Source organism: Citrobacter sp. 506 (assembly GCF_050434985.1).
Lineage (GTDB): Bacteria > Pseudomonadota > Gammaproteobacteria > Enterobacterales > Enterobacteriaceae > Citrobacter > Citrobacter braakii.
This window is the reverse complement of record NZ_JBNDJN010000001.1, coordinates 109,002-135,969: the sequence shown is the minus strand read 5'-3', so window position 1 is coordinate 135,969 and position 26,968 is coordinate 109,002. Positions and strand designations below refer to the sequence as shown.

Below are 26,968 nucleotides of genomic sequence, written 5' to 3'. Positions count from 1 at the left end.
TTAACTATCAGTCAAAATGTTTCCCAATTCGTATCTTGTTCATTGTTCTGGCGCGGATAGGATGCGGCCGCCGTTGCAGGTAATCGTGTATCGCGCGGCTTAGCCGACGCCGGACGTGACGCAAGGCGGAAAGTCGACACCGACTGCGTCAGGCGGCTGGCCTGTTCTTCAAGAGCAGCGGCAGCGGCAGCCGATTCCTGTACCAACGAGGCGTTCTGCTGCGTAACGCGATCCATCTCGGATACCGCGAGCGCCACCTGATCAATCCCCCGGCTTTGCTCGTCGGAGGCCGAGGCAATCTCGCCCATAATGTCGGTCACCCGCGTTACGGCATTTACGATGTCGTTCATCGTTTCGCCTGCGCTTTCTACCAATACGGACCCGGTATCCACTCGGGAAACCGAATCCTCAATCAACGCTTTGATCTCTTTCGCTGCCTGCGCACTGCGACTTGCCAGATTACGCACTTCGCCCGCAACCACAGCAAAGCCACGGCCTTGTTCACCGGCACGCGCCGCTTCAACCGCCGCGTTCAGTGCGAGAATGTTGGTCTGAAAAGCAATACCATCAATAACACTGATGATGTCGGCGATTTTCTTCGAGCTATCGGCGATTTCGTGCATGGTGTTCACCACGCTATCAACCACTTTGCCGCCATGCTGTGCGGTATCGGAGGCGCTTTTCGCCAGTTGCGAGGCCTGACGCGCGTTGTCCGCATTTTGCTTCACGGTTGCGGTCAACTGTTCCATGCTGGCTGCGGTCTCTTCCAGCGCAGAGGCCTGCTGTTCAGTACGAGATGAAAGGTCGGTGTTCCCGCTGGCAATTTCGCTGGTCCCGGAATAAATCGCATCAGAACCTTCACGCACCAGGGTGACGGTTTCCGTCAGCGAGCGCTGCATATGATCAACCGTACTGGCCAGCTCGCCGATTTCATTACGACCGCTGACGGCCAGGGTCGCGGTCAGGTTACCGCTGGCGATTTCCCGAATATGGGCAATGACGCGAGACAGAGGATTAAGCAGGGTATGGCGGATGCCGTACCACACCACCACCAGAATCAGCACCAGCACTACGGCCAGCACGCCAAGCTGCCATTGGGCGAAATGGTAATCCCGCGCACTTTTATCGAATGCCTGAGCGTAAAGCTTTTCGCTAACGCTGGCGTACTTGCCCAGCGCCTCACCGAGCGCGTTTTGCATTCCCTGAGTCGGTTGCGCGAAATAGGCGTCCATATTGCCGTTCTCCAGAAACTGAACCAGTTCTGTTAAAGCCGCATGGTACTGCTGATACTTCTCCTCAACGTTACCGCTGGCTTCTACCATCTCGGGTAACGGTGTGATGTTTTTAAATTTTGCGTAATGTGTTTCGGCCTGCGCCAACGATGCTTTCGCATTCTTCAGCAGATCGTTTTTCGCGCTGCTTTGCTGGTTGGACGCGTCCATCATCATGCGTGCAGAAGAACGGCTTAAATTGATACGTGTTTGCAGCATCAGATCCCATGTTGAGGTGAGTTCACTTTGCTGCTGTCGAAGATCGTTAGAAATAACAAAACTTTGCTGATTCTGCTGCAATGAAGAAAACAACAGACCACCGGAAACAAGCTGTAGCAGTGCGAAAACCCCCAGCACCATCATCAGCATTGTGACAACGCGGATACGGTTAAACATAAGGCACCTTCCTGAAAACGAGTTATCAACGTTATCGGCAGTCGCTGAGATAACTTTACGTTTGCGAAAAGGAAATCCTGAAGGGACGTGAAGCCTCGCGGAAGGAGGGGAAGACGGGTGTACGGCAACCACAAATCATTCACATAAAAACGTCACAATTATCATGTGAATAACATTCAAATTTATCTGTGGACGCGGTCATATTGGATGAAACAGTCATTATTTCGTGACCAGGATCACAAATACATATCCTCTGCACCACAACAAAATGGATAAAAAATTAAAAAAAGTTGTATCAGCTGGCGCTTTAATTCAATTTATATGATGAATACTTAGTTACCAATTAATAAATATAAAAAATGAGTAACCGAACAATAAATGTTAAATCCTTACTGAGGGCTTTTTAGTGGCAAATGCAAACAAACTCACGTTGTTTATCGTGATCTTCATGCTGGCGGGGATCCTGTCAGGGGCGGTGATCCACTCTTATGCCGCCCCCGGCGTAGTGACCGCCTGGGCCGATAATATTACGCTTCTCACCGACATCTTTTTGCGCCTGATTAAAATGGTGATCGCACCTTTAGTATTCAGCACCCTGACCGTCGGTATTATGCGCCTGGGGGAAACGTCCACCATCGGGCGCGTAGGCGGCAAAGCGATGATCTGGTTTATCAGCTCTTCCATACTGTCTATTCTGGTCGGTCTGTTTGTGGTTTCTCTTGAGCAACCCGGCAGCGGCCTGAACCTGGCGATCCCGCTGGAAGCCACTGATACCGGCCTGGCCGTGAGCGGCATGAGCCTGAAAGGTTTTCTGACTCACACCATCCCAACCAGCATAGCCGAGGCGATGGCCAACAATGAGATCCTGCAAATTGTGGTGTTCTCGATGTTCTTCGGTATTGGTGGCGCATCCCTTGGTGAGAAGTTCAATGCCCCGCTGGTTGCCGCGCTGGATGTGGTCTCCCACATTATGCTTAAGGTGACTGGCTACGTGATGTACGTTGCGCCGCTGGCCATTTTCGCCGCCATTTCCTCCGTTATCTCCACCCAGGGTTTGGGGATCCTGCTTAACTATGCGTCGTTCATCGGCGGCTACTATGTGGCTATTTTGCTGACCTGCCTGGTTCTGCTGGCGGTCGGTTATGTCATGCTGAAAAAAGAGGTTTTTCGTCTGGTAAGCATGCTGAAAGATCCGGTTCTGGTCGCATTTACTACCAGCAGCTCGGAAGCCGCCTATCCAAAAACGCTGGAGCAATTAACCAAATTTGGTTGCTCGCCTAACATCGTGTCATTTGTATTGCCTATCGGTTATTCATTTAACCTGGTCGGCTCGATGGTTTACTGTTCATTTGCCTCGATGTTTATCGCGCAGGCCTATAACATTCACCTCTCCTTTGCAGAAATCACCGTCCTGATGCTGACGCTGATGCTGGCGTCAAAAGGGATTGCCGGCGTGCCGCGTTCTGCGCTGGTGGTGCTGGCAGCAACCATTCCGAGCTTTAATATTCCGGTTGCCGGGATTCTGTTACTGATGGGTATTGACCACTTCCTGGATATGGGACGTTCAGCAATCAACGTATTAGGTAACGGGATTGCAACGGCGATGCTGGCACAAGATGAAGGTTTACTGGAAGAAGAACCGGAGCTGGTTGAGCGGGAAGCGTAAGGGGAAATCTGCCGGATGTGCTACGCGTATCCGGCCTACAACCGCAATCATTGTAGGCCGGATACGGTATAGCGGTTACGCGACGTGACTGGCGGCAATATCCAGCAGCGCCATTTCTTCGCTATTGAGCAGCTTCTCAATGTTAACCAGGATCAGCATCCGGTCACCCAGCGCCCCCAGTCCCGTCAGGTATTCCGTCGACAGCGTTACGGCAAATTCCGGTGCCGGACGGATTTGATCCGTTGTCAGCGACAGCACATCCGAGACGCCATCCACCACAATTCCGACCACCCGCTGGCCCAGATTCAGCACAATCACCACAGTGTTTTCGTTGTAATCCACATCGCTCTGGCTAAACTTCACGCGCAGGTCAACAATCGGCACAATCACACCGCGCAGATTGGTGACACCTTTGATAAACGCAGGCGTGTTAGCAATACGCGTCACCTGATCGTACCCACGGATTTCCTGCACTTTCAGGATATCGATACCGTACTCTTCATCCCCCAGTGTGAACACGAGGAATTCCTGACCTGACGGTTCGCCGGCCAGTTTAGTTACATTACTCATACCGGTCATATTATTCCCTTCTCACTCAATCAGGCGGCTGTGATCGCCACACGTTGTTCGCGGTTTAATCCCTGCAATGCAGAGACATCGACAATCAGCGCGACGCTGCCGTCGCCGAGGATCGTTGCTGCAGAAATACCTGGCACTTTGCGGTAGTTGCTTTCCAGGTTTTTGACGACCACCTGGTGTTGACCAATTAACTGATCGACCAGCAGCGCGTAGCGACGCCCTGCACTTTGCAAAATCACCACAATACCTTGAGTCGCTTCGGTTTTTGCGCCTTCAACTTCAAAGACTTTCCACAGCTCAACCAGCGGTAAATATTCGCCACGCACTTCCAGCACGCGCTCTCCTCCGGCCAGCGGATGGAGATCTTCTTCGCGCGGTTGCAGTGATTCCATAACGGCATTCAGCGGCAGAATAAAGACTTCGTCGGCCACGCGCACGGACATGCCGTCGAGGATCGCCAGCGTCAGCGGCAGCAGAATTCGGATAGTCGTCCCCTGTCCCTGTTTGGACTGGATCTCAACATGGCCCCCCATCTCCTGGATATTTCGCTTCACCACATCCATACCCACGCCGCGGCCAGAGACATCCGTCACCTGTTCAGCGGTCGAGAAGCCCGGGGCGAAGATCAGCATACCGACTTCGTCATCGCTCATGTTTTCGTGGATCGGCATCCCCTGGGAGATAGCTTTGGCGAGGATTCGTTCACGGTTCAGACCGGCGCCATCATCGGTGACTTCAATACAGATATTCCCGCCCTGGTGCTCCGCGGAAAGCGTCAGATTACCGATTGGGCTTTTCCCGGCTTCAAGGCGTTTTTCCGGCAGTTCAATACCGTGATCGAGGCTGTTACGCACCAGGTGCGTCAACGGATCGATGATGCGTTCAATCAGGCTCTTGTCGAGTTCGGTTGAGCTTCCCACCTGTGTCAGTTCGACCTGTTTACCCAGCTTACCGGCCAGGTCGCGCACCAGACGCGGAAAACGGCTGAACACGTACTCCATGGGCATCATACGAATCGACATCACCGACTCTTGCAAGTCGCGGGCGTTACGTTGTAACTGACCCATACTGGTGATGAGATCGCCATGATTGACGGGATCCAGTTCGTTAGAACGTTGTGCCAGCATAGACTGGGTGATGACCAACTCACCGACCAGGTTAATGAGCTGATCGACCTTCTCAACCGCTACGCGGATGCTGGTCGACTCGCTGGCGCGGGCGGGCTTGTCGCGTTCCGCGCGTCCATTTGGCGCTTCACTGGCGGCGGCTTTCGCCGCTGGCGCAACGGCAACCGGCTGCGGCTTCGCGACAACGGCTACCGTTTCTGCTTCAGTTTCAACGGCTACCGGCGCTGCGCTGACGGTTTCGAATTCAATCTGATCAGCTTCAATCACAAAGCACAGCACCGCGATGATGTCATCTTCTGCGAGGTTGCCATCAAGCGTTGCTGACAACGTGTCGCTCCCTTTCACCACATCGGTTAAGGTCGCCAGGTTCCCCAGTTCCTCTTCCAGTAAATCCACTTCATTGGCTTTCAGGCGCGTGAGAATAATGCGTTTCTTGCTCTCTTCGCTTGCGGACTCAGGCTGTGCAACCGCCTCTTCCTGCATTGCAGCGCTGTCAACAACGCTCAGTTTTGCGGTGTTGACGACTGCCGGTGCGGTTTCACCTTTCGCTTCGAGCGCTAACTGTCGTAACGCATTACAAATGTACTCAAAGCTGGCGGCATCCGGCTCCTCTGAGTTTTTATAGGCGTCGAGCTGTTCCTGCATAATATCTTTCGTTTCCAAAAACAGGTTGATAATGTCGGCATTGAGCTGCATCTCGCCACGCCGCGCTTCATCCAGCAGGTTTTCCATCAGATGGGTCGTTTCCTGCAAAATGGTAAAGCCGAAGGTGCCCGCCCCGCCTTTTATCGAGTGCGCAGCACGAAAAATTGCATTCAGCTGTTCGGAATCCGGGGCTTCAGGAACCAAATCAAGCAGGTGTTGCTCCATGTCAGCCAACAGTTCGTCAGCTTCATCAAAAAATGTTTGATAAAAATCGCTTATATCCATGCTCACGCTATCACCTCGGATTGGCTGGTGGCGATGTGGGAACGCTTGCCGGCGGGAGTTCCGCTGGCTGTTGTAAGACACTTACCGGCTCATTCTGGCTTTCAGCGTTTTCGTGCAAAATGGCCTCTTCCGCCTGCTTATTGAGAACCAGCAGGCTAATACGGCGGTTGATAGCGTCTTCAGGACCGCGATCGCTCAGACGCATCGTGGCGGCCATACCTACCACACGTAATACTTTTCCATCATCCAGACCGCCGCTAACCAGTTCGCGACGCGACGCGTTAGCGCGATCGGCGGACAACTCCCAGTTGCTATACCCTTTTTCACCATTGGCGTAAGGGTAATCATCCGTATGGCCGGAAAGGCTGATTCGATTAGGAATGCCGTTAAGCACTGGCGCTATGGCTCGCAGGATATCGCGCATATACGGTTCCACCTCAGCGCTACCGGTTTTAAACATCGGGCGATTCTGACTGTCGATAATCTGTATCCGCAGCCCTTCCTGAACTAAATCAATTTTCAAATGCGGGCGCAGCGCACGCAGTTTGGGGTCAGATTCAATCAACTGATCGAGATCGCCGCGAAGTTTGCTCAAGCGGCTTTGTTCCATGCGTTTTCTCAGATCATCGATATTCGGCTGCTTGTTCACCTCTCCCTGCTGCTGGGTGTAATCATCCCCGCCGCCTGGAATTGGACTTTGGCTATTCGAAATACGATTTCCCCCGGTTACCGCAGTAGCCAGCGGCGTACGGAAATATTCGGCAATCTGGATCAATTCTTTAGGGCTAGAGATGGAAATGAGCCACATCACCAGAAAGAAGGCCATCATCGCGGTCATAAAATCGGCGTAGGCGATTTTCCACGAACCATGCGCCCCACCACCGTGACCTTTATGCTTGCGTCGCTTTACAACGATAATGGGATGGGCCTGATTTTTCATGCGTCCTCGGTCGTCTGCTGCGCAGTTGGATTTCTCACCGCACGAACATGCTCTTCCAGTTCGATAAACGATGGACGTTCGCTGGAATACAGAGTCTTACGACCAAATTCGACGGCAATTGGCGGCGCGTAACCATTCAGATTGGAGAGCAGAGTTATCTTCACACACTGCATCATTTTGGTGGTTTCAGCGCTTTTCTGGCGCAGAACGCTGGCAAGCGGAGAAATAAATCCATAGGCCAGTAAAATACCGAGGAATGTCCCTACCATGGCATGTGCAATCAGCGAACCCAGTTCAGCCGCCGGACGATCGGCAGAAGCCAGCGCATGGACAACCCCCATGACCGCCGCCACGATCCCGAACGCCGGTAATGAATCCCCCACCATCGCCAGACTGTTGGCCGGGACTTCGGCCTCACTTTCGTGCGTCTCAATCTCTTCATCCATCAGCGCTTCAATTTCAAACGTGTTCATGTTGCCGCTGATGATCAGACGCAGATAATCGACAATGAAATCAAGCATCACGGCATCAGCAAGAATGCGCGGATAGCTGGCGAAAATTTCACTCTCTTTGGGGTTTTCGATATCGCGTTCAAGCGAGAACATGCCCTGCTGACGTGACTTGGCCATCAGGCGATACAACAGCGCCAGCAGATCCATATACATCGCTTTGGTGTATTTTGAACGACGAAAAAGCATCGGGATGGCTTTCATCGTCCCCTTAATGGCTTTCCCATTATTGCCGACGATGAATGCCCCAATACCCGCGCCACCGATAATCACCAGCTCAGCCGGTTGATAGAGTGCCCCAAGGTGTCCGCCGGTCATCATGTAACCGCCGAAAACTGTACCAATAACAACCAGGTAACCTAATAAGATAAGCACGACATCATCCTTTCGCAATTGACTATGACAGGATGCGCAGTCGGGCAGTTAACTCGAGGTCAGGACAAAAAAAAGCAGCGGTAATCGCTTACCGCTGCTGGAGTGTTTGTCCACACCGTATCAGTTAAACAGCCTGTTCGATCTGTTCATCCAGCAGTTGTGGAATAATATCGGCAGCATTCTGGGAAAGTTTACGTCTTTTTACGGCGCGTGATGGCGGTTGGCATAAACTGCAGGCAAAGCTGCCTGCGGGTTGGTGAGCGTGGGTAATAAAATTCCCACCGCAGCAATTGCATCGGGACAACTCCAGCAATCCGCTGTCGACAAAACGCACCAACGTCCATGCGCGAGTTAACGCCAGCAGTGGCCCTTCTTCTGGCTGCGGGCACTGCTCAAGGTATAAACGATACGCTTTGATCACGGCATCCACGCCGCTGCACAAACCAGTTTTGAGCAGGAATTGCCATGCGTTGCAAAACATCGAAGCATGAATGTTTTGTTCCCACGTCATAAACCAGTCGGTGGAGAAAGGCAGCATCCCTTTTGGCGGAGGGCTGCCGCGTAATTCTTTATACAGCTTGATAAGTCGGCCACGGCTTAATTGCGTTTCGCTTTCCAGCATTTGCAAACGGGCGCCCAATGTGATTAATTCCATTGCTAGCTGGATATCACGCGCTTCCTGAACAATGCTTTTTTCGCTCATCATCAAGCCCTTTTCTTGCGCGCTGCTTCATCGATGTCGCTTAACAGTCGCGTTGAAAGCATGATACCGGTATGAATTTGCTGAAGATCGTCAACGCGGGAGTCTTGCGTCAGGCGAGTAACGGTCTGGTGATCGTCGAAACGGAAATGACAGACCAGTTGGTTTGTTTCAGCCAGTTTGACCATTTGTGGAAGTGTTAATGTTGCCAACGTGTCCGCCATTTCTTCGCTGATACCAAGGCGAAACATCGCAGATGCTTTGTCCTGAACGATCAAACGCTGTGCAAGCAATAAATATGACAAATTGATGTCATAGATGTGTTTCAGCAACTCGGATGTATGCATTATTTGCATCCATAATAACCAACATTGTTTTCATGCGGTGAAACCGCACCCCGTGATGTCGCCGGGAAGGCCCGGTAAAAAAAAGCAAAAGGTCAAATACATAGCAGCGTGACGGCACTTACGCGTTGTCTAAACATTCCCTTTTCAGAAAGCCGCGCCCCTTACAAGCTCACATCAATTCTTACAAATGTCTAAGATTTTTCCTAATTCGACGCAACTCTACCCGCCGCCCGTTACACATACAACGTAGCTATGCTGCGAATTTGAAGAATATGTGACATAGATCACATAAACCAGCTAAACACTTAACATAAATCCATCAGCACAGCTTTTACTTTGCTTATTTTTTAACCTCAAATTCGCCATTTCAATTCCTGACATACGAATATTCTTGCAATAAAAGCGAATAGTATTTTGTTCACAAACGTTAATATCACGTTGTGAAATAGCGAGCTTGATCACATATTTAATGTAAAACACCATTTCAATTAAATCCTTTATAAACAATGACTTAAATATTAAGGGTGATTAATTAATACCGGGTAGTGATAACCCATTAAATGTTAACTTTTGTTAATTTTTAATTAACACATTGTTTTCATTAGCGGTGAGTTTTACTTAAGTAAGCTGAACGTATTTACAAGTTATATGACGCAATTATTCTATTTATAAGAATAATTAATGAATAAGCATGATGACATTCACACTATCCGGGAAGGAAACGTTGCAGTATGGAGTAAGCCGAGCAATGCTGATAAACCCTCTCATAATTCTTGAAAAAAGGAGCGAGTTATGAGCTATACACACATTCTTGTGGCCGTTGCCGCCACCCCTGAAAGCCAGCAGTTGTTAGCCAAGGCGGTTTCAATCGCTCGCCCTGTCAACGCTCGTATTAGCCTGATAACCCTGGTCTCAGACCCTGAACTGTATAATCAGTTTGCAGCACCTATGCTGGAGGACCTGCGCGAAGTGATGCAAGAGGAGACTCAGGATTTTATCGACAAGCTCAGCAAAGAAGCACAGTACCCCATTGAGCATACCTTTATTACCTATGGGGCACTGAATGAACATATTCTGGATGTATGCCGTAAACACGCGGTCGATCTGGTCATTTATGGCAACCATAACCACAGCTTCTTTTCGCGCGCGTCCTGCTCAGCAAAAAGCGTGATCGGTGCCAGCCACGTGGATGTTCTGCTGGTTCCACTGGCTGGAGATTGACCTGCGTTTTCTGAGCGTTACGCCAGTTTAGTGCAGGGAGAAACGTTGTCTGGCAATGGCTGTTTACTCTGCCGTTGGATAACTTTTTCCAGATCGCAAATGAACCTCGCCTGCCAGTTGTCGATATCGTTTTTAATGATAGTTTCGAGCATCTCAGCGTGGCGGGAGATACGCTCAGCAAGCGGCATCGTCAGAGCCTGGTTTAATGCGCCAGCCACTTCGTCGCGGTCATAAGGATTAACAATAAGCGCGGCAGTTAGCTCATTCGCGGCCCCGGCAAATTGCGATAACACCAGCACGCCGGGGTTGGCAGGATCCTGCGCGGCCACGAATTCTTTCGCAACCAGGTTCATACCATCTCGCAGCGGCGTCACCAGCCCTACATCAGAGTAGCGGAAGATTTTCATCAGCAATTTACGATCAAAGTACTGGTTTAAATAATAGAGCGGCGTCCAGCCCAACTGCCCATATTTACCGTTAATCCTCCCCGCTTCAGTCTCCAGTTGGTGCCGAATATCCTGGTAGGCCTGCACCTCTTCACGCGAAGTTGGCGCTATCTGGGTGTAGCGAATTTTACCATGGTGCTGCGGATAGTGTTCCAGCAGAGCCTCATAGGCCTGAAAGCGCTCCGGCAAACCCTTAGAATAATCCAGACGCTCAACGGAGAAGATATTCTGCACATTTTTGAGTTCTGCTTTCAGTTGCGCCAGCTTCGGCGGCAAAGGTCCGGAAGCCTGGCGGGCGATCTCATCCGGCTCAATACCGATGGGATAGACCTGGGTACGAAACGCTTTTCCCCATGCACGGTGGTGCTGCTCGCTCTGAGTGGTTACCTGAGTCTGGGCTGCCAGACAATCCAGAAAAGCCTGACGATCGTTCTCGGTCTGGAAACCGAGTAAATCAAAATCACACATCTGCTCAAGTAGCATCTGATGTGGGGGTAAGGCATTAAAGATTTCCGGCGTCGGAAAAGGGATGTGCAGGAAAAAACCGATACGGTTATTCACGCCGCGTTTACGCAGTTCGCTGGCAAACGGCAACAGATGGTAATCATGAACCCAGATTATGTCGTCATCGTTGAGCAGCGGCAGCAGTTTATCTACCAGCAAGGCATTCACCCGCTGATAGCCCTCCCATGCAGGACGCTGAAACTGTACCAAATCAAGACGATAATGAAATGCAGGCCATAAAACCGCATTAGAAAACTGGCAGTAATACTCTTCGTAATCCTGTTCACTCAAATTAAACGAAGCCCAGGTAATGTTGCCACGCGTGACTTTTTTTAATGGTTTGTCCTCATTACCCGTGTCCCCACTCCAGCCAAACCACAGGCCACCAGCAGCCTTCAACGCGCCCAGCACACCGACGGCAAGCCCACCTGCGCTTCCTTTGTCATCGGGTGAGGCGATACGATTAGATACTACGACTAAACGACTCATAGCCACCTCTTCTGTTATTCGTTGCTTTCGATTCTTGCTGCGAAGAGTTAATTTGTTCCAGCCAGTGCCAGACATCACTCACGCCATCCAGACGCCATGTCGCCTGCGTCGTTCCATTCCCCACCTTCACGGAAATGCCCCCTGCGCGATTAACCACGCCAAATCCTGTTTCGTCCGTCAGATCGTCACCAAAAAAAACGGGGATCCGTCCGGCAAAAGGTGCTTCCTGCATAAATGCGGCAATTGCGTCACCTTTGTTCGTACCCTTTGGTTTTATCTCCACAACGCATTTTCCGTGCTGTAAAGCCAACTGCGGCCATCTGTGCGTGATGCGCTCAGCCAGATTAATTAGCGCCGCTTCATGTTCCGGGGCCTGGCGATAGTGCAGTGCGAACGCCATCCCTTTTGCTTCAAGCGTTGTACCCGGCATCGTCGCCAAGGCGGTACTTAATAGCTCTCCTGCTTCGCGCTCTATTGCCGCAGCCAGGCGCACTATATGAGTTTGACCATTGATGTCACGGCGCTCTGCCCCATGCACTCCGGCGAGCGGAAAACGAAAGGGAGTGGTAAGCGCGTCAAGCTCAACCATCGAGCGCCCTGAAATCAATGCCAGCGCACCCGCATTGTGCGTCGCCAACTGATGTAATAACTGCAGGATTGTCTGAGGGACAACGACCTGGTCTGGATAAGGTTTGATCTCAGCCAGTGTCCCATCGAGATCAAAAAAATAAGCACAGCTTGCAGATTGTTCAGGGGGTAAGATCAGTGATGCTGTCACCCGGTTATCCTCCTCATCATGGTCTGTACGCCGCGCGGATCGCGCCGTATATATGATGTATGACGGATATAAGTATAGACAGTGTGACCATGCTCGCCATTTGGAAAAACAATCGCCAGCCGGGTAGCGGCTGGCGATGAGCTAAAGCTAGACTAAAAAGTTGGGGTTTAAATCATCAAACAGTACGCTTCGCTTTTTGCTTGTAACGGTCGAAGATCACCGCCGCCAGCAGGATCAGACCACGTACGACATACTGTGCGAACGGAGAGATGTTCAGCAGGTTCATTGCATTCTCAACCGTTCCCAGAATCAACACCCCGGCTACCACATATGAGATTTTTCCGATGCCGCCTTTAAGCGAAACGCCCCCTAACACGCACGCGGAAATCACGATCAGCTCATAGCCGATTGAGGTCATTGGCTGGCCGCTGGTCATACGTGATGCGAGGATAATCCCGGCGATGGCGGATACCAGCCCGGACAGAATAAAGATAATAATTTTGGTACGAACGACCGGAACCCCAGCCAGACGTGCCGCCTCTTCATTCCCCCCAATGGCCAGCGTGTTACGACCAAACGTGGTTTTATTGAGCAGTAAGCCAAAAACGATGAAACAGACGACCGTGATCCAGATAGGTGCCGGCAGACCAAACCAGTTGGCGTAGCCGAGAGTGAAGAAGCGCTCGTCTTCAATCCCTACCGCCTTACCGTCGGAAATAATGTAGGCCAGACCACGCACAATCTGCATCGTCGCAAGGGTCGTGATCAGGGCGTTAATTTTCAGCCGCGCAATCACGAATCCATTCACCAGACCACATAGAATACCGAGCAGTAGCCCGGCAGCCACGCCAATCCACAGGCTTTCGGTCATATTAATGACCACGGCTGTAGTGACCCCGGCGCAGGCAATCACGGAGGCAACGGACAGGTCGAAGTCACCGGATGCCAGGCAAAACAGCATCCCACACGCGACCATACCCGACATCGATACCGCCAGCCCCAGCCCCTTCATGTTGATGAAAGAGGCAAAGTTAGGCACAAAGAGGGAACAAACCAGGAACAGCGCGGCGAACACGACCAGCATCCCGTATTGATCCCAAATGCGACCAAGATTTAGCGCCGACTTTGCAGCACCTGAACCCGATGTTGAAACGGAAGACATCATTCTCTCCTTATTCAGGCTACAGCCTGGCTAACTTTTGGCATAGCAAGGCTTAACGCCTGGCGCTCATCCGCCTGTTCATGAAGTAACTCACCGGCAATTTCGCCTTCTCTCATCACCACGATACGGTCGGCGACACCGAGCACTTCTGGCAGATCGCTGGAAGCAAACAGCACGGCCACGCCGCGCGCCGCGAGGGCATAAATCACGTTATAAATTTCATGCTTGGCGCCCACATCAATACCGCGTGTAGGTTCGTCCAGCAAAATCACTTTCATCTCTTCCGATAACCAACGGCCGAGAATAGCCTTCTGTTGATTACCGCCGGAGAGGTTCATAATCAGTTGCTCCGCGCCCGGCGTTTTAATATTGAGTGAGCGAATATGGTGATCGGCATTGGTCTCTTCCCAGCCGTTGTTGATCACGCATCCGCCCAGAACATGTTTACGACGGGCACTGATGTTGATGTTGTTACGCACCGAATGGACCGGAATGATCCCTTCAGCCTTGCGATCTTCCGGGCACAGCATCATCCCCGCTTCAATGGCGTGGCTCGGTTTACGGATATCAATAGGCTGTTCATCGATAAACACCTGGCCTGCCGTGATACGCGTGCCGCCAAACAGACCTTTCATTAATTCGCTACGTCCGGCGCCCACCAGTCCAAACAATCCAACAATTTCACCACTGCGCACCGATAAACTGATCGGGGTACGCACACCAGGGGCTTTGACGTCATGCAAACGCAGGCGCTCTGCACCATAAGGTCTGGATTTCCAGCCATAAATATCACCGAGGTCGCGCCCGACCATCGCCTGCACCAGCGCGTCGTGATCGACCTGCTGCATATCCGTGAACGTTTTGACGTAATGACCATCTTTAAACACGGTGATGGCATCGCTAAGGGCAAAGATCTCCTCCATACGGTGCGAAACGTACAGGATGATGCGCCCTTCGTTGCGTAGCTCACGGATGACGCGAAACAGATTCTCAATCTCGCGCGCTGAAAGGGAGCTGGTCGGTTCATCAAACGCGATAATTTTGGCGTTGCGCGCCAGCGCTTTCGCAATCTCCACCATCTGCCATTGACCAATGGAGAGGTATTTCAACGGCGTATCGGGATCGATATCCATGCCCAGATGCTTAAGCTGAAGCCCCGCTTCATAGTTCAGCAGCGAGCGGTTCACAATTCCGCCTTTGTGCGGCATCTGCCCTAAATAAATATTCTCGGCAACGGTCATTTCCGGGACGAGATGCAGCTCCTGGTAAATAATGGCAACACCGGCGTTCAGCGCGGCATTGGTGTCCGCAAACGAAACCTCTTGTCCGCGGATCGCCAAAGATCCCGTCGTTGGCGCATAGTTGCCGCTGAGAATTTTTAATAGTGTTGATTTCCCGGCACCATTTTCGCCCATCAGCGCATGCACCTGACCGGCATAGCAGTCGAAACTGATATCCGTGAGCGCTTTAACGCCGGGGAACGTTTTGCCAATGCCGCGAAATGAGAGATACGGGGTAGACTGTTGCATAACGTCTCCGTGAGTCAGATCTTTATGCCGGATAGCGGCTTTGCCTTATCCGGCCTACTGAGTACGCAATTCGTAGGCCGGATAAGACGCGTTGGCGTCGCATCCGGCATTTGTGTTATTTACCGCCTAAGCCTTTCTTCGCCAGTTCTTCTTTAAAGTTATCGCGGGTAATCAGCACCACATCCGTCACTTCAGTAAACGCCGGTGGCTCTGCACCTTTCGTTACCCAGTTGTAGAGCATCTCACTTGATTTGTAGCCGTGAACGTCCGGGCTTGGCAGGAGTGAACCGTAGAACCCGGTCGCTTCGCCTTTGGAGAGTTCGCTCACGGCATCAACGCCGTTGATGCCGATACCAATCACATTCGGCGCTTTGAAGCCCTGCCCTTCGGTCGCACGTACGCCGCCCAGCACGGTGTTGTCGTTCATGCCGACAATCAGCCAGTGTTTGACTTCAGGGTGCTGAACCAGCATGGAGTTAGCGGCATCGAATGCCCCAGGGATATCATTCGATTTAGTGGGGACCTGGTAGATCTGTTTTTCCGGGAAGCCTGCGGCTTTAAGCGCTTCCATTGAACCCGATGTACGGCGACGCGCGGTATCGAGTTCATTCGCGGTAATGGCCATTACGGCTGTGGATTTCACATCCCAACCGCGCTTTTGCATCTCCTTATACAGCTCCTGGCCCTGGCGCTCACCAATTTTGGTTGCAGCCATCATCACCAGCGGCACGGTATCCATCGGCTTACCTTTGGCGTTAGCAAACTGGTCGTCGACGGCAATGACTTTCATATCGTAGCCACGCGCCTTGGCCATAATGGCAGGCCCGAGTTTGGGGTCCGGCGTACAAATCACAAACCCTTTTGCGCCACTTGCAGCCAGGCTGTCGATGGCGTTAAGGGTCTTCTCACCATCCGGGACGGCAATTTTAATCACCTCAAAGCCAAGGTCTTTACCGGCTTTATCGGCAAATTTCCATTCAGTCTGGAACCACGGTTCTTCCGGTTGTTTGACCAGGAAACCGAGCTTCATGGATTCAGCGATAGCGGATTGTGACATAATGGCAGCCAGACCGATGGCAGCCAGCGCTTTAGTGAATTTGTGCATGGTTAACTCCAGCTTTAACGTTCTTTTATGTAGGGTAAAATCAGACGATTTTTTGTAATTCGGACGTAAAACAAGGCATTACCTTTTAGTGATAAGATCAATGCCAGTGCTGAGAGTAGTTTTAGCGGGAAATTGATTCTCCATAAGAGAGCGGCATCACACCACAGAATTACAGTAATTGCGTACATAAATTCAGCGGGAAATGACATAAAAAAACGCGGTTTTGTCGACGGGAAAAAAGAGGGATAGCAAATTAATCCATAACATCAGCCAACGAATCCTTGTTCCCGAATACCGAAGCATTCGGGAACATGATTACCATCGGTAATAAATGTGGTCAGCGTGATCGCGAACCGGAATGTCATCTCCCAGCAGGCGCGCCGCAAGCGTCAACGCAAAATCGAAAATATGCCCTAATCCTTTGCCGCTAATCAGATTGCCATCTTCAACAACCGGCGCATCGATATATTCCCCGTCCGTGACGTTTTGCCACAGATCTCCTGAGCAAACATAGCGACGCCCCTTCAGCAGACCGTTGCCGCCCAACACGCGCGCGGCCGCAGAACATACCGGGCAAATGAGCATTCCTGCCTGATCATGACGGGATACAAACTGGATGACCGCCTCACTGGCGGCAAGATTAACGCTGCCCTGCGGCCCGCCTGGCAATACGACGGCATCGTAGAGATATGTCTGGCGCGCGGCCAGCGTGCTATCCATCACCATCGGTACGTCATGATAACTCACCACCGCACGTGACTCTGCGCAGGCCAGGGTTTCGACTTCGATATTCAGGCGACGCAGAATATCAAGGGTAACAATCGCCTCCGCCTCTTCAAAACCGGGTGCCAGCAGCACCGCAACCTTCTTCATATGTAACTCCTTGCTTAATCCACATAAACGAAACAATTAATGATGACCAGTGCAGACTGTTAAATTTCTCAATTTGATTAAAACTGATCTGGCGCAAAAAATTAGCCATCAGATAATTTGTACTAATCCATCCCGATCGTGAAATTGCCTTTCAACTTGGGCAGATAATCATCAGATGCCAGACAATACCTTATTGTGGAATTTAATTTTGTGATATGAAACACCATTTCATTATCATGAAAAACATTTAATGACATAAATTTCAACCCCTTACATTCATGTCATCTATATGCCAAAACAGCAGAAGCATGAATACTGTTATGACAATATGTAAAAAAACATAAATACGCAGATTTAAGGATTTTCTTATACCAGGGCAAGCGTTATGCTGAATCTCGATCGGAGCGAATATAATTCGTGATCACTAAAGGACCGGCGGAACGGATTTATTCTGCTAACAGTTTTAATTGTACGTAGAGGTGAAGTGCAGCGGCAGCCCGCTGTACTGGCGTGAGTAACGTACATCCCCCTTTCTGGAAATAAGGATATTGATATGGCTGCAGTTGGAATTGTTCATAAACTCAATACACAAATGAATCTCGAGTTCTACGCCTCGAATCTTTACCTGCATCTCAGCGAATGGTGCTACGAGCATAGCCTGACAGGTACAGCCACGTTTCTACGCACGCAGGCGCAAGGTAACGTGACTCAAATGATGCGTATGTTCAATTTTATGAAAAGTGCCGGGGCTAATCCCATCGTCAAGGCCATGGATGTGCCGGGTGATGAACTGAGTTCCCTTGAAGAATTGTTTCAGAAAACGTTGGATGAATATCAACAGCGTTCGAGTAAACTCTCGCGTTTAACCAATGAAGCTGAAGCATTAAACGATGCGCCAACCATTGATTTTCTTCACGACCTGGAAAAAGAGCAGCAGCAGGATGGCGTGCTGTTACAGACGATTCTTGATGAAGTCCGCAGCGCCAAACGCGCGGGGTTGTGCATGGCGCAAACCGATAAGCACTTGCTCAACGTCGTTAACTACCAGCATCACTAATCTTCAGTTTTCATCGCGTTAATGCCGGATAGCGATGCAGCGCACCTTATCCGGTCAACCTCTGATTTTCCCTGGCACGCGCCTCCCATTCTGCGAGGCGCAAAAAACCTTTCTAAAACCTGAAACAACGGTTTATTTTAGTGGGATTCGTTCTGCGGTGTGAATTTCAACTCGATCAAGGCAACCGCTTTTTGTATTGCGCGCATAGTGACCGGATCGGCCCCTGCAGGATGGCTGGAAAAATCGATGTTTTTCAGTTGGCTGGACATTTTTTCCCGAACTTCTACCGGGGCAATAACATCAAGAACATCCAGAATTTGCTTGATAACCAGCTGACAGGCAACAACGTCCGAGAGCAGTTCCTGATCGGCATTCAATGTTTGGGACATAGTGAGCTCCTTATAGAAAGGTCGTCATAGTACCTATTCAGCGATCGAAACGATAGCCGCGCACACATTACAAATGCGCTGAAAATAAAAAAGGTCCAGTCAGTTTCTTTTGAGATGGCAAGCACAACATGAGTGAACAGTTAGCGGTTGAGAACCAACGCGGTCTTTCCCCGGCAGCATTACTTGTTGCCGGGGCTTTCTTTATGGAATTTATTGACGGCACGGTGATTGCCACAGCCCTACCCGACATGGCCAAAAGCTTTGGCGTACAGGCGGTAGACCTGAACATTGGTATCAGCGCCTACTTGATCACCCTCGCGGTGCTTATCCCCGCCAGCGGCTGGATTGCGGATCGCTTCGGTGCCCGAAAAGTGTTTACCCTGGCGCTGGCGATTTTTACTCTCGCTTCGGTTTTATGCGGTTTGTCCGAAAGCCTTGAGAGCTTTGTAGCAATGCGAATTTTACAGGGTGTGGGTGGCGCGCTAATGGTTCCTGTTGGCCGTCTCGCGGTACTGCGCACCACGCCTAAACATCAGTTGATCACCGCCATAGCGACCCTGACCTGGCCCGCGTTAGTCGCGCCTATCATCGGACCACCGCTTGGAGGATTCATTACCAGCTATGCTAACTGGCGTTGGATCTTCTTTATTAACGTACCGCTGGGAGTTTTGGCGATCGCGCTGGCGCTACGTTTTATCCCGGATATTCATGACGACGAGCGCCGTCCATTTGATATAGCGGGTTTTATCGCGACCTCAGTTGCGATGGTTAGCCTGGTGTATGCCATGGAGTTACTGGGAACCCAGCAGCCGCAGGGCTGGCTAACCGCCGGGCTGCTGGCGCTAGGAACCGTGACCTTTCTGTTTGCCCTGCATCATTTTCGTCACACTACCTGGCCGATGATTCGTCTTGATGCCATGAGCGTCCCTACTTTTCGCGTCACCCTGTACGGCGGGTCACTATTTCGTGCCTCTATTAGCGCTGTACCATTTCTGCTGCCGTTAATGTTCCAGGTCGGTTTTGGCATGAACGCTTTTCACGCGGGTTCGCTGGTTCTGGCGGTGTTTGTGGGCAATCTGACGATAAAACCTGCCACCACGCCGTTGATACGCTGGCTGGGCTTTAAGAAACTGCTGTTAATCAACGGTGCGCTAAACGTCCTGGCGCTGTTGGCCTGTGCATTAATTACGCCGCAGACCCCGGTGTGGGTTATTTTGTTGGTGTTGTATCTGGGCGGCGTGTTCCGCTCAATTCAGTTTACCGGCATCAGCACGCTTGCCTTTGCGGACGTCCCCGGACCACAAATGAGCTACGCCAATACGCTGTTCAGTACGGCAACACAATTAGCGGTAGGCTTGGGCATTTCGTTGGCCGCTATCGGGATCCGTATCGGTGATGAGGTGAGTGAATGGCTGGCGTTAGGCAATATTCCGGGGATCAGTTTCCGGCTGGCCTTTGTCGCTATTGCGATTATTTGTCTGGTAGGTATGGTTGATACGCTGCGGCTTGCCCATGATGCTGGAAGCGCGGTATCTAACAAGAACAAATAGCCCGGCAGGCGAATACCGCCGGGCCAACAGGATTTAGCCAACTATCTCGCGTACAAACGCTTCGATCGCTTTGTCCTGGCAGTTTTCAAAGAAGCACTGCTGGAAGCGCGGACCAGATACGGCGGTTTTTACCAGTTCAGGATCGATAGCGCGCAGAGTGTCCAGATAGTTTTCTTTTACTACCGCCGCTTTCACCTGGTTCAGAATACCCGCGTTACGCACCTGCGGCTCTTTACGCTCTGGTGGATACCCTTCGCCGTTACGACCAGTGAATGCTTTTTCAAACATATAGCGCACATTCAGCTCAGCACCCCAGCCAAAACCTTTGGCGAATGCCAGAGAAAGCGCATTCCCGTTGTTGATCTGAGAGAACAAGAATGCGTCTGCCGGATCGAGACAGTAACCACACACCACGCCCGGATGAATATTCAGTGACATCATTGCCCCCTGACCCGTACCGCAACCCGTAACCACAAAATCCACGGCTTTGGAATTGAGCAGGATGCTGGCCATAATCCCTAAATGGATGTAGGTCAGATGGTGGTCATTTTCGTCGCTCATCCCGACGTTATACACTGGAAAACCTTTCTCATCCGCAACGGCTTTAAGCTCGTTATGAATGATGGCATTTTTGCTTGCCTGGCTGTTTTCCATCATCAATGCAATTTTCATTCTGTAATCTCCTGAATACGCTGCGGAGGCCCGCTGAAAGTCATAACATTCAGGCCACATTACTATTTTGCAAACTCACTTTCAAATTTAATGAAATTTTGTTTTATAAAATAATGAGGTGCTCACATTTTTTCTGAGACAGCTCAGAATGGCCTCAATAAAATGACGTCGTTGCGATTAATCGCAGGTGATCTTCAGGCTATTCAAGCCATTGATGCGCCACCACATATGCCATGATAGCCTATCTCCGAACTTTCAGAGCGATCACATGAAGACCTTTATCCTTGCCCTTTTGCCGCTCGTGCTGACAGGATGCACTATTACTAAACAGGCGCAGGTCAGCGAAGCCAGTGCCATCACCGGCGTCGTTCGCCTGACCTACAGCCAGGCCATGCTACAAACGGCGCGTACCGATGATTACGTGACCCAAGGCACAGCCACCAAAGAGTGTCAGCGCCTGGGTTATGCCAACGCAATGGCGTTTGGTCAGCCGGTATCAACCTGTAGCGTATATGCCGGTTCTCTGTGCTTAAATACCAAAATCACGCTCGCCTGGCAGTGTCACGGCGTTGCGGTATCCCAGTCGCCTGCCTTCAATTATTAATATTTTCGACCAGCACATTATTGCTGGTCTTCTGCCTTTTCATTATTTATATTCCCCGCTTAATAGCGTTAATGCGTTTTATTCCCATTCGCATTTTTAATAAATAAATTTATTATTTTACCTTTTGCAAATAATTAAATAACAAATTATAGTGACGCCACGCTAATATATAATAACGTTTGTGGAGCACAGCCATGCTGAAAACAGAAATGATCGACCAACTGAATGAGCAAATGAACCTTGAATTATATTCATCTCTGCTCTACCAACAGATGAGCGCGTGGTGCAGCTATCACAGCTTTGAAGGCGCCGCCGCGTTTTTGCGCCGTCACGCCCAGGAAGAGATGACGCATATGCAGCGTCTGTTTGACTACCTGACCGATACCGGCAGCTTGCCGTGTATTAACACCGTCCCTTCCCCCTTTGCTGAATATGCGTCTCTGGACGAACTGTTCCGTGTTACTTACGAACACGAGCAGTTGATTACCCAGAAAATTAATGAGCTGGCACACGCGGCAATGACCCACCAGGATTATCCGACGTTTAATTTCCTGCAATGGTATGTTGCCGAGCAGCATGAAGAAGAGAAATTATTTAAATCTGTCATTGATAAGTTATCGCTGGCTGGGAAAAGTGGCGAAGGTCTTTATTTCATCGATAAAGAACTGGCTACGCTTGATACACAGAATTAATGTTGTGGGGTAATGAAGGCAACCCGCCATCATTACCCGCTAAAATCAGTGACGGCAGATCTTGCTTTCGTGCGTAGAGAAGCCGTCTTCTTTTGCAATAAATTTTCCCTTCGCCGCTAAAAACGCCACCAGCTCAGCTGCCGACATATCCGCCGCAGAACAGGTGTGAAAACGAGCCTGCTCGCCAAACCGTGCCGTAATCGCCGCTTCAAGGCTGGCATTTGAATACTGCTCGCCAGATTCAATCATCATGTTGAGCACTTCGTGACCGTGAATAGATTCCATACTACCTCCTCAATAAAGTCCGTAGCCTAATGTGAACGGCACGGCCTTGCTTTGCGCTAACGCAGGTTTACCCGCAGATAAATATCATTTGTGATACATCTTAACGCGCCAAACATCGTAAAGATTAATGTACATTTATTGTAACGGTGATTTGACGAAAATAGCGTTTTGCCTTAACCTGCGCCGCAGATATAACCGTTGATTATCTCTGGGACAGAGGAAAGCGTGAAAAACAGAACCCTGGGTAGTATTTTTATCGTGGCGGGAACCACGATTGGTGCCGGTATGTTGGCAATGCCGCTGGCCGCGGCAGGCGTGGGGTTTAGCGTCACGCTGGTATTGTTAGTGAGTCTTTGGGCGCTAATGTGCTACACCGCGCTGTTGCTGCTTGAAGTGTATCAACACGTACCGGCAGACACCGGGTTGGGTACGCTGGCAAAACGTTATCTTGGTCGTTACGGACAATGGGTAACGGGCTTTAGCATGATGTTTTTAATGTACGCGCTGACGGCGGCGTATATCAGTGGCGCTGGTGAGTTGCTGGCTTCCAGCATCAGCGACTGGACCGGGACAACGCTCTCCCCAACAACAGGCGTAGTGCTGTTCACCTTTGTTGCCGGTGGTGTGGTTTGCGTTGGCACATCTTTGGTCGATCTGTTCAACCGGCTGTTGTTCAGTGCCAAGATAATCTTCCTGGTGGTGATGCTGGCCCTGTTAATGCCGCATATCCATAAAGTAAACCTGCTTACGTTGCCGCTTCAGCAGGGGCTGGCACTGTCTGCTATCCCGGTTATCTTCACTTCGTTCGGTTTTCACGGCAGCGTCCCCAGTATCGTCAGCTATATGAACGGTAACATCCGTAAACTGCGTTGGGTGTTTATCACCGGTAGCGCCATTCCGCTAGTCGCCTATATTTTCTGGCAACTGGCCACGCTTGGCAGTATTAACTCCTCAACGTTCATGGGGCTGTTAGCCAACCACGCTGGTTTAAACGGTTTATTACAAGCATTACGTGAAGTCGTGGCTTCGCCGCACGTCGAACTGGCGGTGCATCTGTTTGCCGACCTTGCGCTGGCAACCTCTTTCCTCGGCGTCGCATTGGGATTATTTGACTACCTGGCCGACCTCTTCCAGCGCCGCAATACCGTAGCAGGAAGAATGCAAACCGGCGTGGTAACCTTCCTGCCGCCGCTGGCATTCGCGCTGTTCTATCCGCGTGGTTTCGTCATGGCCCTGGGGTATGCGGGCGTTGCCCTGGCGGTGCTGGCGCTGCTCATTCCCTCGATGCTGGCATGGCAGAGCAGAAAACAGAATCCACAGGCTAAATATCGCGTGGCAGGGGGTGCTCCGGCGCTGGCGCTGGTATTTTTGTGCGGCATTGTGGTGATAGCCGTACAGTTTTCTATTGCAGCAGGATTACTACCGGAAGTGGGTTAAAACAAAAGGGGCTTAACGCCCCTTTTTCTTAATGCAAACAGCACTGCTTATATTTTTTACCGCTACCGCACGGACAAGGGTCATTGCGCCCTACCTTGGCATCCACTTTGACCGGTACTTTAACCGGCGTTTCCTGAGGATGCGCCATCCAGTAAGCATGCAGATCCAGCGCCGCCAGGCGGATGGCATCCACGCTCTCTTCGAACGCTTCTGGCGTCATTTTCTCAACGACCGCAAAGTTTTCTTCCGTACCGTGCAGCGCAATAGCCTCGAGCGCCGGTTTTAACGAGTCTGGTAACGCGGACCAGTCCGACAGCGCGACGCCGCGCATATAACCAAAACACCACTCTTCAACGATGGTCAGTTCATGCTCGTCAATTTCACGCAAACCAAACAGCGGCTCAAACTGCTCAGGATATTCATCCAGGCGATCGGCCGTATCCGCCATATGTTGAAACGCCAGGTTCATGAAACGCGTCATTTCTTTTTCGGAGGACCAGCGAGGAACATACTGCGCGCCGCCCCAAATAGCGACCAGCCACTGCTCCGGTTCAATTTCATACGGTGAACTCAGTACCGCCGTCAGTAAACCATCCAGTTCTGACACATCCAGAATAGCCTTATCTGTATTGTACTTAGTCAGTACATCATCCAGCCATTCCAGTTCGCTCTCGTTTAATGGTCCCGTTTTCATAACGCTTTTCCTTAGTCAAAAAATCTTGCCTGTGATCATCCTACATGGCTGGAGGGATAACAGATATAAATGGGCATATGCGGCTTACAGCAGCCGCCTGTTCAGGTTAACAGGAAAAGAGGGGAATTCCGGTAGTTAACGCACAAAAGAGAACACTAAGCCGCCGGGCATCATACCGGGAAAACACAATAAAACCACCCGCAGGTGGTTTACTGTTGTTCAATACGGTTGAGCGTTGCGGTATAGCCCGTTTTCGCTACTGCGTTAAGTAGAGTATCGGTTGGGAAACCTTCTGGCACGATGGCTTCTGCCTGCCGGGTTTTGAGAGAGGATTTTGCTTTAATCACGCCGTCGGTTTCACGTAGCGCCTGATTGACCGAAATAACGCATAACGAGCAGGTCATATTTTGTATATCCAGCACCACTTTTTGATTGGCCGCCTGAGCCCACAGCGGCAACAGCAAGCATGCAACTAACGCGAAGATCTTCATTCAAATACCTCATAAAACCAGGCAACAAGCGTTGGGTAAAATAGCACCGGCAAAATCAATGCCAGCGCGCACCAGTAGAGAACGCGCGCTTGCTTCAGAGTTAACCACCCGGAGCACCACAACCGTTTGGAAAAATAGAGCCGCCAGAAGACACGCAGTAATAATCCCAGGGACAGCAGTACCAGAGGAGTTCGCAAAAACTCAAACCGGGTGAAAACGGCGAAGCTCGCCGCCGAAATACCAAACAGCAGGTAAAGTAGCGGTCCAACACAGCATAAGCCAGCGGTGACGGCGGCCGCAGCAGCCGTCAACAGGGTAATCCCCGCACCTTTAGCGTTGTTCTGTGGCGACATAGCTGTAGGAGAACGCTTTAGGATCATAAAAATTGATCGGGTCGCCATCGACTTCAGCGTAAGGATAACCAAAGTTATTCATGGCCCCCTGCTCCGTTGCCGGATACAACTCGAAATCACGCCCGTAGTTGAATCCAACCCAGTTCATTTCCCAGTTACCAAACAGGTAAGCGTTAACCGCCTGGACATCGGCATCCTGATGCGTTTTTTTCTCTGCCAGACGCATTTTGGTCACGTCAGCAGGATCGCACGGTAACCAACCGTAACCTGCCAGATAGAACTCAGCACGGCAGTGTTGACCGCCGCTCACATTGGCAACGCCTGCACTGTCGGCTGTGCCAAAAGCACTTTTCGAGTAACGTTCGAGCTTATTGGCCTTGCCCAGACGAATGCCAAACAGTTCGCGCGCCGGAATACCGCTGGCTCGCGCCAGAGCAACAAAAACGGAGCTCATGTCGGTGCATTTTCCTTTGAGCTTACCGCTTTTTAATATCTCCGCCACATCCCCCGTGCCGCAGCCAATAACGTCATTGTCACGCTCCATATGGCTGCTGACCCATTCGTAAATCAGGCGCGCTTTTTTCAGCGGATCCTGCTCATTACCGATGATTTTACGCGCGGTTTCCAGGACCAGTCCATCAACTGGGGTATGTGCCGTCGGCAACAGATACGGTTTTACATCCAGCGGATAAATAATCTGCTCAGGTGCCAGCCAGTTTTTCAGCGCGTCCTGCTTCAGCGGTTCCCAGTCGGCGGTTTCAATGTCGATATCAACGTTAACCAACAATTCACCCTGCGAGTCAGCCCAGGTGGCAAACAGCGTTTTCGCGCCGTAGGTATTATTGGTGGTGACGTACGCCTGCTTATAGTTTCCGCTAAAGGCAAGCGCTGTCATTTGTTGAAACGCGGTATCCACCGGTAGCGGGATCCACAGTTTCACCACGCCGCTCGATCCCTTAGGAGGATTGAGTTTATACGTTTGGGATAAGACAAAGCGTCGACGAGCTATTGGCGCAACGGATGGCTCAGCGGCACGTACCGTCTGGCTAATGACTGCAGGGCCGACTAATCCGGCGGCGGAAAGGAGAACGCTATTTTTGAGAAACTGACGACGTTGCATTGCTGTCTGTCCAGGTTGTAAGAGTTGAGCTACGGCTAAAGGGGAAACCGTACGCGATCATCACAGCAGACAGAGGCTGGCATAAAAAGGCGAGTCGATGGAGATTATTCATCAATAACAGACCTGTTAACTGTGAATGAAGTGAGAAACTGCAAGGTCGCTATTAAGCCATTTACAGCCAAAAAAGTACAGCAGCGGAGATACGTTCAGACTATATACACAGTCGTTGCCAGTTTGCGGGCTAACCCTCTTGCCCCCTCGCGCATGACCGTATTGTGATTCCAGCGAAATACAGGTGCTGCCAGCGGGGCAAGATAATTCATCCAGCGGATCGTGGTACGCACATTCCAGTCATATCTGACAATAGTCGCTGTACCATTGGCAGTAAAAGACCATACCCCTCGCCCTTTCACCGCACCGCTGGCTTGTCCTTCAAGCAGTGTGCAAGGCCGTATTTTCAACACATTGATATCAAAGGTTAAGCGGTAAGGAAGCGCCCCTTTCCAGGTATAACGATGCAACGCCCCAATACCCCGTAAATCCCCTTTCCTTATCTCAACGATGCGTTCCAGACTTCCCCACCATTCAGGCCACCTATCCGGATGGGAAAAAACATCCCATACATCCTGAATTGAAGCCTCAACCCGCCAGACTGTGGAAAACTGATAGTCAGCCAT

At 50.9% G+C, this 26,968-nt stretch carries 28 protein-coding genes; 7 read left to right on the top strand and 21 right to left on the bottom strand.

The window, feature by feature from the left end:
- Positions 1-11: 11 nt before the first annotated feature.
- On the bottom strand, positions 12-1,667 hold the full coding sequence (gene tar, locus ABIE10_RS00795; RefSeq protein ID WP_429154364.1) for a methyl-accepting chemotaxis protein II: 1,656 nt from the start codon (positions 1,665-1,667) through the stop codon (positions 12-14).
- Between the two features lie 406 nt (positions 1,668-2,073).
- On the opposite strand from tar, the gene ABIE10_RS00790 reads away from it, so the two are divergent.
- Positions 2,074-3,333, top strand: a complete 1,260-nt coding sequence (locus ABIE10_RS00790) for a dicarboxylate/amino acid:cation symporter (RefSeq protein WP_016153439.1) — start codon at positions 2,074-2,076, stop codon at positions 3,331-3,333.
- A 75-nt stretch (positions 3,334-3,408) separates the two neighbouring features.
- Here the strand turns inward: ABIE10_RS00790 and cheW are convergent, their stop codons facing one another.
- The 6 genes from cheW to flhD form a co-directional block, all read right to left on the bottom strand.
- The gene (cheW, locus tag ABIE10_RS00785; RefSeq protein ID WP_003034638.1) at positions 3,409-3,912 is read right to left on the bottom strand and encodes a chemotaxis protein CheW; all 504 of its coding nucleotides are present in this window, start codon (positions 3,910-3,912) and stop codon (positions 3,409-3,411) included.
- Between the two features lie 20 nt (positions 3,913-3,932).
- On the bottom strand, positions 3,933-5,975 hold the full coding sequence (gene cheA, locus ABIE10_RS00780; protein ID WP_396069718.1) for a chemotaxis protein CheA: 2,043 nt from the start codon (positions 5,973-5,975) through the stop codon (positions 3,933-3,935).
- A 4-nt stretch (positions 5,976-5,979) separates the two neighbouring features.
- On the bottom strand, positions 5,980-6,909 hold the full coding sequence (motB, locus tag ABIE10_RS00775) for a flagellar motor protein MotB (protein WP_016153441.1): 930 nt from the start codon (positions 6,907-6,909) through the stop codon (positions 5,980-5,982).
- Positions 6,906-7,793, bottom strand: coding sequence for a flagellar motor stator protein MotA (gene motA, locus ABIE10_RS00770; RefSeq protein ID WP_016153442.1), 888 nt, complete (start codon positions 7,791-7,793; stop codon positions 6,906-6,908). Before motA ends, motB begins: the two co-directional genes overlap by 4 nt.
- Positions 7,794-7,917: 124 nt before the next feature.
- Positions 7,918-8,502 carry a flagellar transcriptional regulator FlhC gene (gene flhC / locus ABIE10_RS00765; RefSeq protein ID WP_085951062.1) on the bottom strand — a complete coding sequence of 195 codons (585 nt, stop codon included), beginning with the start codon at positions 8,500-8,502 and terminating at the stop codon, positions 7,918-7,920.
- Complete coding sequence (gene flhD, locus ABIE10_RS00760; RefSeq protein WP_016153444.1) at positions 8,499-8,840, bottom strand: flagellar transcriptional regulator FlhD; 342 nt, start codon at positions 8,838-8,840, stop codon at positions 8,499-8,501. The genes flhC and flhD overlap by 4 nt, the downstream gene beginning before the upstream one ends.
- Before the next feature lie 792 nt (positions 8,841-9,632).
- On the opposite strand from flhD, the gene uspC reads away from it, so the two are divergent.
- Entirely contained in the window at positions 9,633-10,061 is a 429-nt protein-coding gene (uspC, locus tag ABIE10_RS00755) for a universal stress protein UspC (protein WP_016153445.1), read from the top strand.
- A 17-nt stretch (positions 10,062-10,078) separates the two neighbouring features.
- On the opposite strand, the gene otsA is transcribed toward uspC, so the two are convergent.
- The 6 genes from otsA to ABIE10_RS00725 form a co-directional block, all read right to left on the bottom strand.
- On the bottom strand, positions 10,079-11,500 hold the full coding sequence (gene otsA / locus ABIE10_RS00750; RefSeq protein WP_046275658.1) for an alpha,alpha-trehalose-phosphate synthase: 1,422 nt from the start codon (positions 11,498-11,500) through the stop codon (positions 10,079-10,081).
- Positions 11,475-12,278: a trehalose-phosphatase gene (gene otsB / locus ABIE10_RS00745; protein ID WP_049283069.1), complete on the bottom strand. Its 804-nt coding sequence runs from the start codon at positions 12,276-12,278 to the stop codon at positions 11,475-11,477. The genes otsA and otsB overlap by 26 nt, the downstream gene beginning before the upstream one ends.
- A 175-nt stretch (positions 12,279-12,453) precedes the next feature.
- Positions 12,454-13,440 carry an L-arabinose ABC transporter permease AraH gene (gene araH, locus ABIE10_RS00740; RefSeq protein ID WP_047502108.1) on the bottom strand — a complete coding sequence of 329 codons (987 nt, stop codon included), beginning with the start codon at positions 13,438-13,440 and terminating at the stop codon, positions 12,454-12,456.
- Positions 13,441-13,454: 14 nt separating this feature from the next.
- Complete coding sequence (araG, locus tag ABIE10_RS00735; protein ID WP_016156817.1) at positions 13,455-14,969, bottom strand: arabinose ABC transporter ATP-binding protein AraG; 1,515 nt, start codon at positions 14,967-14,969, stop codon at positions 13,455-13,457.
- 115 nt (positions 14,970-15,084) lie between these two features.
- A complete protein-coding gene (locus tag ABIE10_RS00730; RefSeq protein ID WP_003034602.1) occupies positions 15,085-16,074 on the bottom strand; it encodes an arabinose ABC transporter substrate-binding protein in 990 nt (329 codons plus the stop codon).
- A 315-nt stretch (positions 16,075-16,389) separates the two neighbouring features.
- Entirely contained in the window at positions 16,390-16,947 is a 558-nt protein-coding gene (locus ABIE10_RS00725; RefSeq protein ID WP_259686235.1) for a DJ-1/PfpI family protein, read from the bottom strand.
- Positions 16,948-17,500: 553 nt separating this feature from the next.
- Between ABIE10_RS00725 and ABIE10_RS00720 the strand changes: the two genes are divergently transcribed.
- Positions 17,501-18,004 (top strand): non-heme ferritin-like protein, encoded by a 504-nt coding sequence (locus ABIE10_RS00720; RefSeq protein ID WP_016153451.1) that lies wholly within the window; start codon positions 17,501-17,503, stop codon positions 18,002-18,004.
- Between the two features lie 137 nt (positions 18,005-18,141).
- On the opposite strand, the gene ABIE10_RS00715 is transcribed toward ABIE10_RS00720, so the two are convergent.
- On the bottom strand, positions 18,142-18,393 hold the full coding sequence (locus ABIE10_RS00715) for a DUF2766 family protein (RefSeq protein ID WP_016153452.1): 252 nt from the start codon (positions 18,391-18,393) through the stop codon (positions 18,142-18,144).
- Positions 18,394-18,521: 128 nt separating this feature from the next.
- On the opposite strand from ABIE10_RS00715, the gene ABIE10_RS00710 reads away from it, so the two are divergent.
- Positions 18,522-19,943, top strand: a complete 1,422-nt coding sequence (locus ABIE10_RS00710) for an MFS transporter (RefSeq protein ID WP_049283071.1) — start codon at positions 18,522-18,524, stop codon at positions 19,941-19,943.
- A 33-nt stretch (positions 19,944-19,976) separates the two neighbouring features.
- Here ABIE10_RS00710 and ABIE10_RS00705 read toward each other — a convergent pair whose 3' ends face one another.
- The gene (locus tag ABIE10_RS00705; RefSeq protein ID WP_016153454.1) at positions 19,977-20,615 is read right to left on the bottom strand and encodes an RpiB/LacA/LacB family sugar-phosphate isomerase; all 639 of its coding nucleotides are present in this window, start codon (positions 20,613-20,615) and stop codon (positions 19,977-19,979) included.
- A gap of 268 nt (positions 20,616-20,883) precedes the next feature.
- On the opposite strand from ABIE10_RS00705, the gene yecR reads away from it, so the two are divergent.
- Together yecR and ftnA are read left to right on the top strand one after the other, a co-directional pair.
- Positions 20,884-21,219, top strand: coding sequence for a YecR family lipoprotein (yecR, locus tag ABIE10_RS00700; protein ID WP_429154356.1), 336 nt, complete (start codon positions 20,884-20,886; stop codon positions 21,217-21,219).
- Between the two features lie 194 nt (positions 21,220-21,413).
- Positions 21,414-21,911, top strand: a complete 498-nt coding sequence (ftnA, locus tag ABIE10_RS00695) for a non-heme ferritin (RefSeq protein ID WP_016153456.1) — start codon at positions 21,414-21,416, stop codon at positions 21,909-21,911.
- 45 nt (positions 21,912-21,956) lie between these two features.
- Here the strand turns inward: ftnA and ABIE10_RS00690 are convergent, their stop codons facing one another.
- Positions 21,957-22,196, bottom strand: coding sequence for a YecH family metal-binding protein (locus tag ABIE10_RS00690; protein ID WP_016153457.1), 240 nt, complete (start codon positions 22,194-22,196; stop codon positions 21,957-21,959).
- Between the two features lie 225 nt (positions 22,197-22,421).
- Here ABIE10_RS00690 and tyrP point away from each other — a divergent pair, with 225 nt between their 5' ends.
- Positions 22,422-23,633: a tyrosine transporter TyrP gene (gene tyrP, locus ABIE10_RS00685; RefSeq protein WP_429154354.1), complete on the top strand. Its 1,212-nt coding sequence runs from the start codon at positions 22,422-22,424 to the stop codon at positions 23,631-23,633.
- 28 nt (positions 23,634-23,661) lie between these two features.
- On the opposite strand, the gene ABIE10_RS00680 is transcribed toward tyrP, so the two are convergent.
- The 5 genes from ABIE10_RS00680 to ABIE10_RS00660 form a co-directional block, all read right to left on the bottom strand.
- On the bottom strand, positions 23,662-24,327 hold the full coding sequence (locus tag ABIE10_RS00680) for a YecA family protein (RefSeq protein ID WP_019077057.1): 666 nt from the start codon (positions 24,325-24,327) through the stop codon (positions 23,662-23,664).
- A gap of 209 nt (positions 24,328-24,536) precedes the next feature.
- Positions 24,537-24,818, bottom strand: a complete 282-nt coding sequence (locus ABIE10_RS00675) for a heavy-metal-associated domain-containing protein (protein ID WP_016153460.1) — start codon at positions 24,816-24,818, stop codon at positions 24,537-24,539.
- Positions 24,815-25,171, bottom strand: a complete 357-nt coding sequence (locus ABIE10_RS00670; RefSeq protein WP_047416569.1) for a mercuric transporter MerT family protein — start codon at positions 25,169-25,171, stop codon at positions 24,815-24,817. Before ABIE10_RS00670 ends, ABIE10_RS00675 begins: the two co-directional genes overlap by 4 nt.
- The gene (locus tag ABIE10_RS00665) at positions 25,149-26,291 is read right to left on the bottom strand and encodes a transglutaminase domain-containing protein (protein ID WP_429154350.1); all 1,143 of its coding nucleotides are present in this window, start codon (positions 26,289-26,291) and stop codon (positions 25,149-25,151) included. The genes ABIE10_RS00670 and ABIE10_RS00665 overlap by 23 nt, the downstream gene beginning before the upstream one ends.
- Positions 26,292-26,497: 206 nt before the next feature.
- Entirely contained in the window at positions 26,498-26,968 is a 471-nt protein-coding gene (locus tag ABIE10_RS00660; protein WP_429154348.1) for an SRPBCC family protein, read from the bottom strand.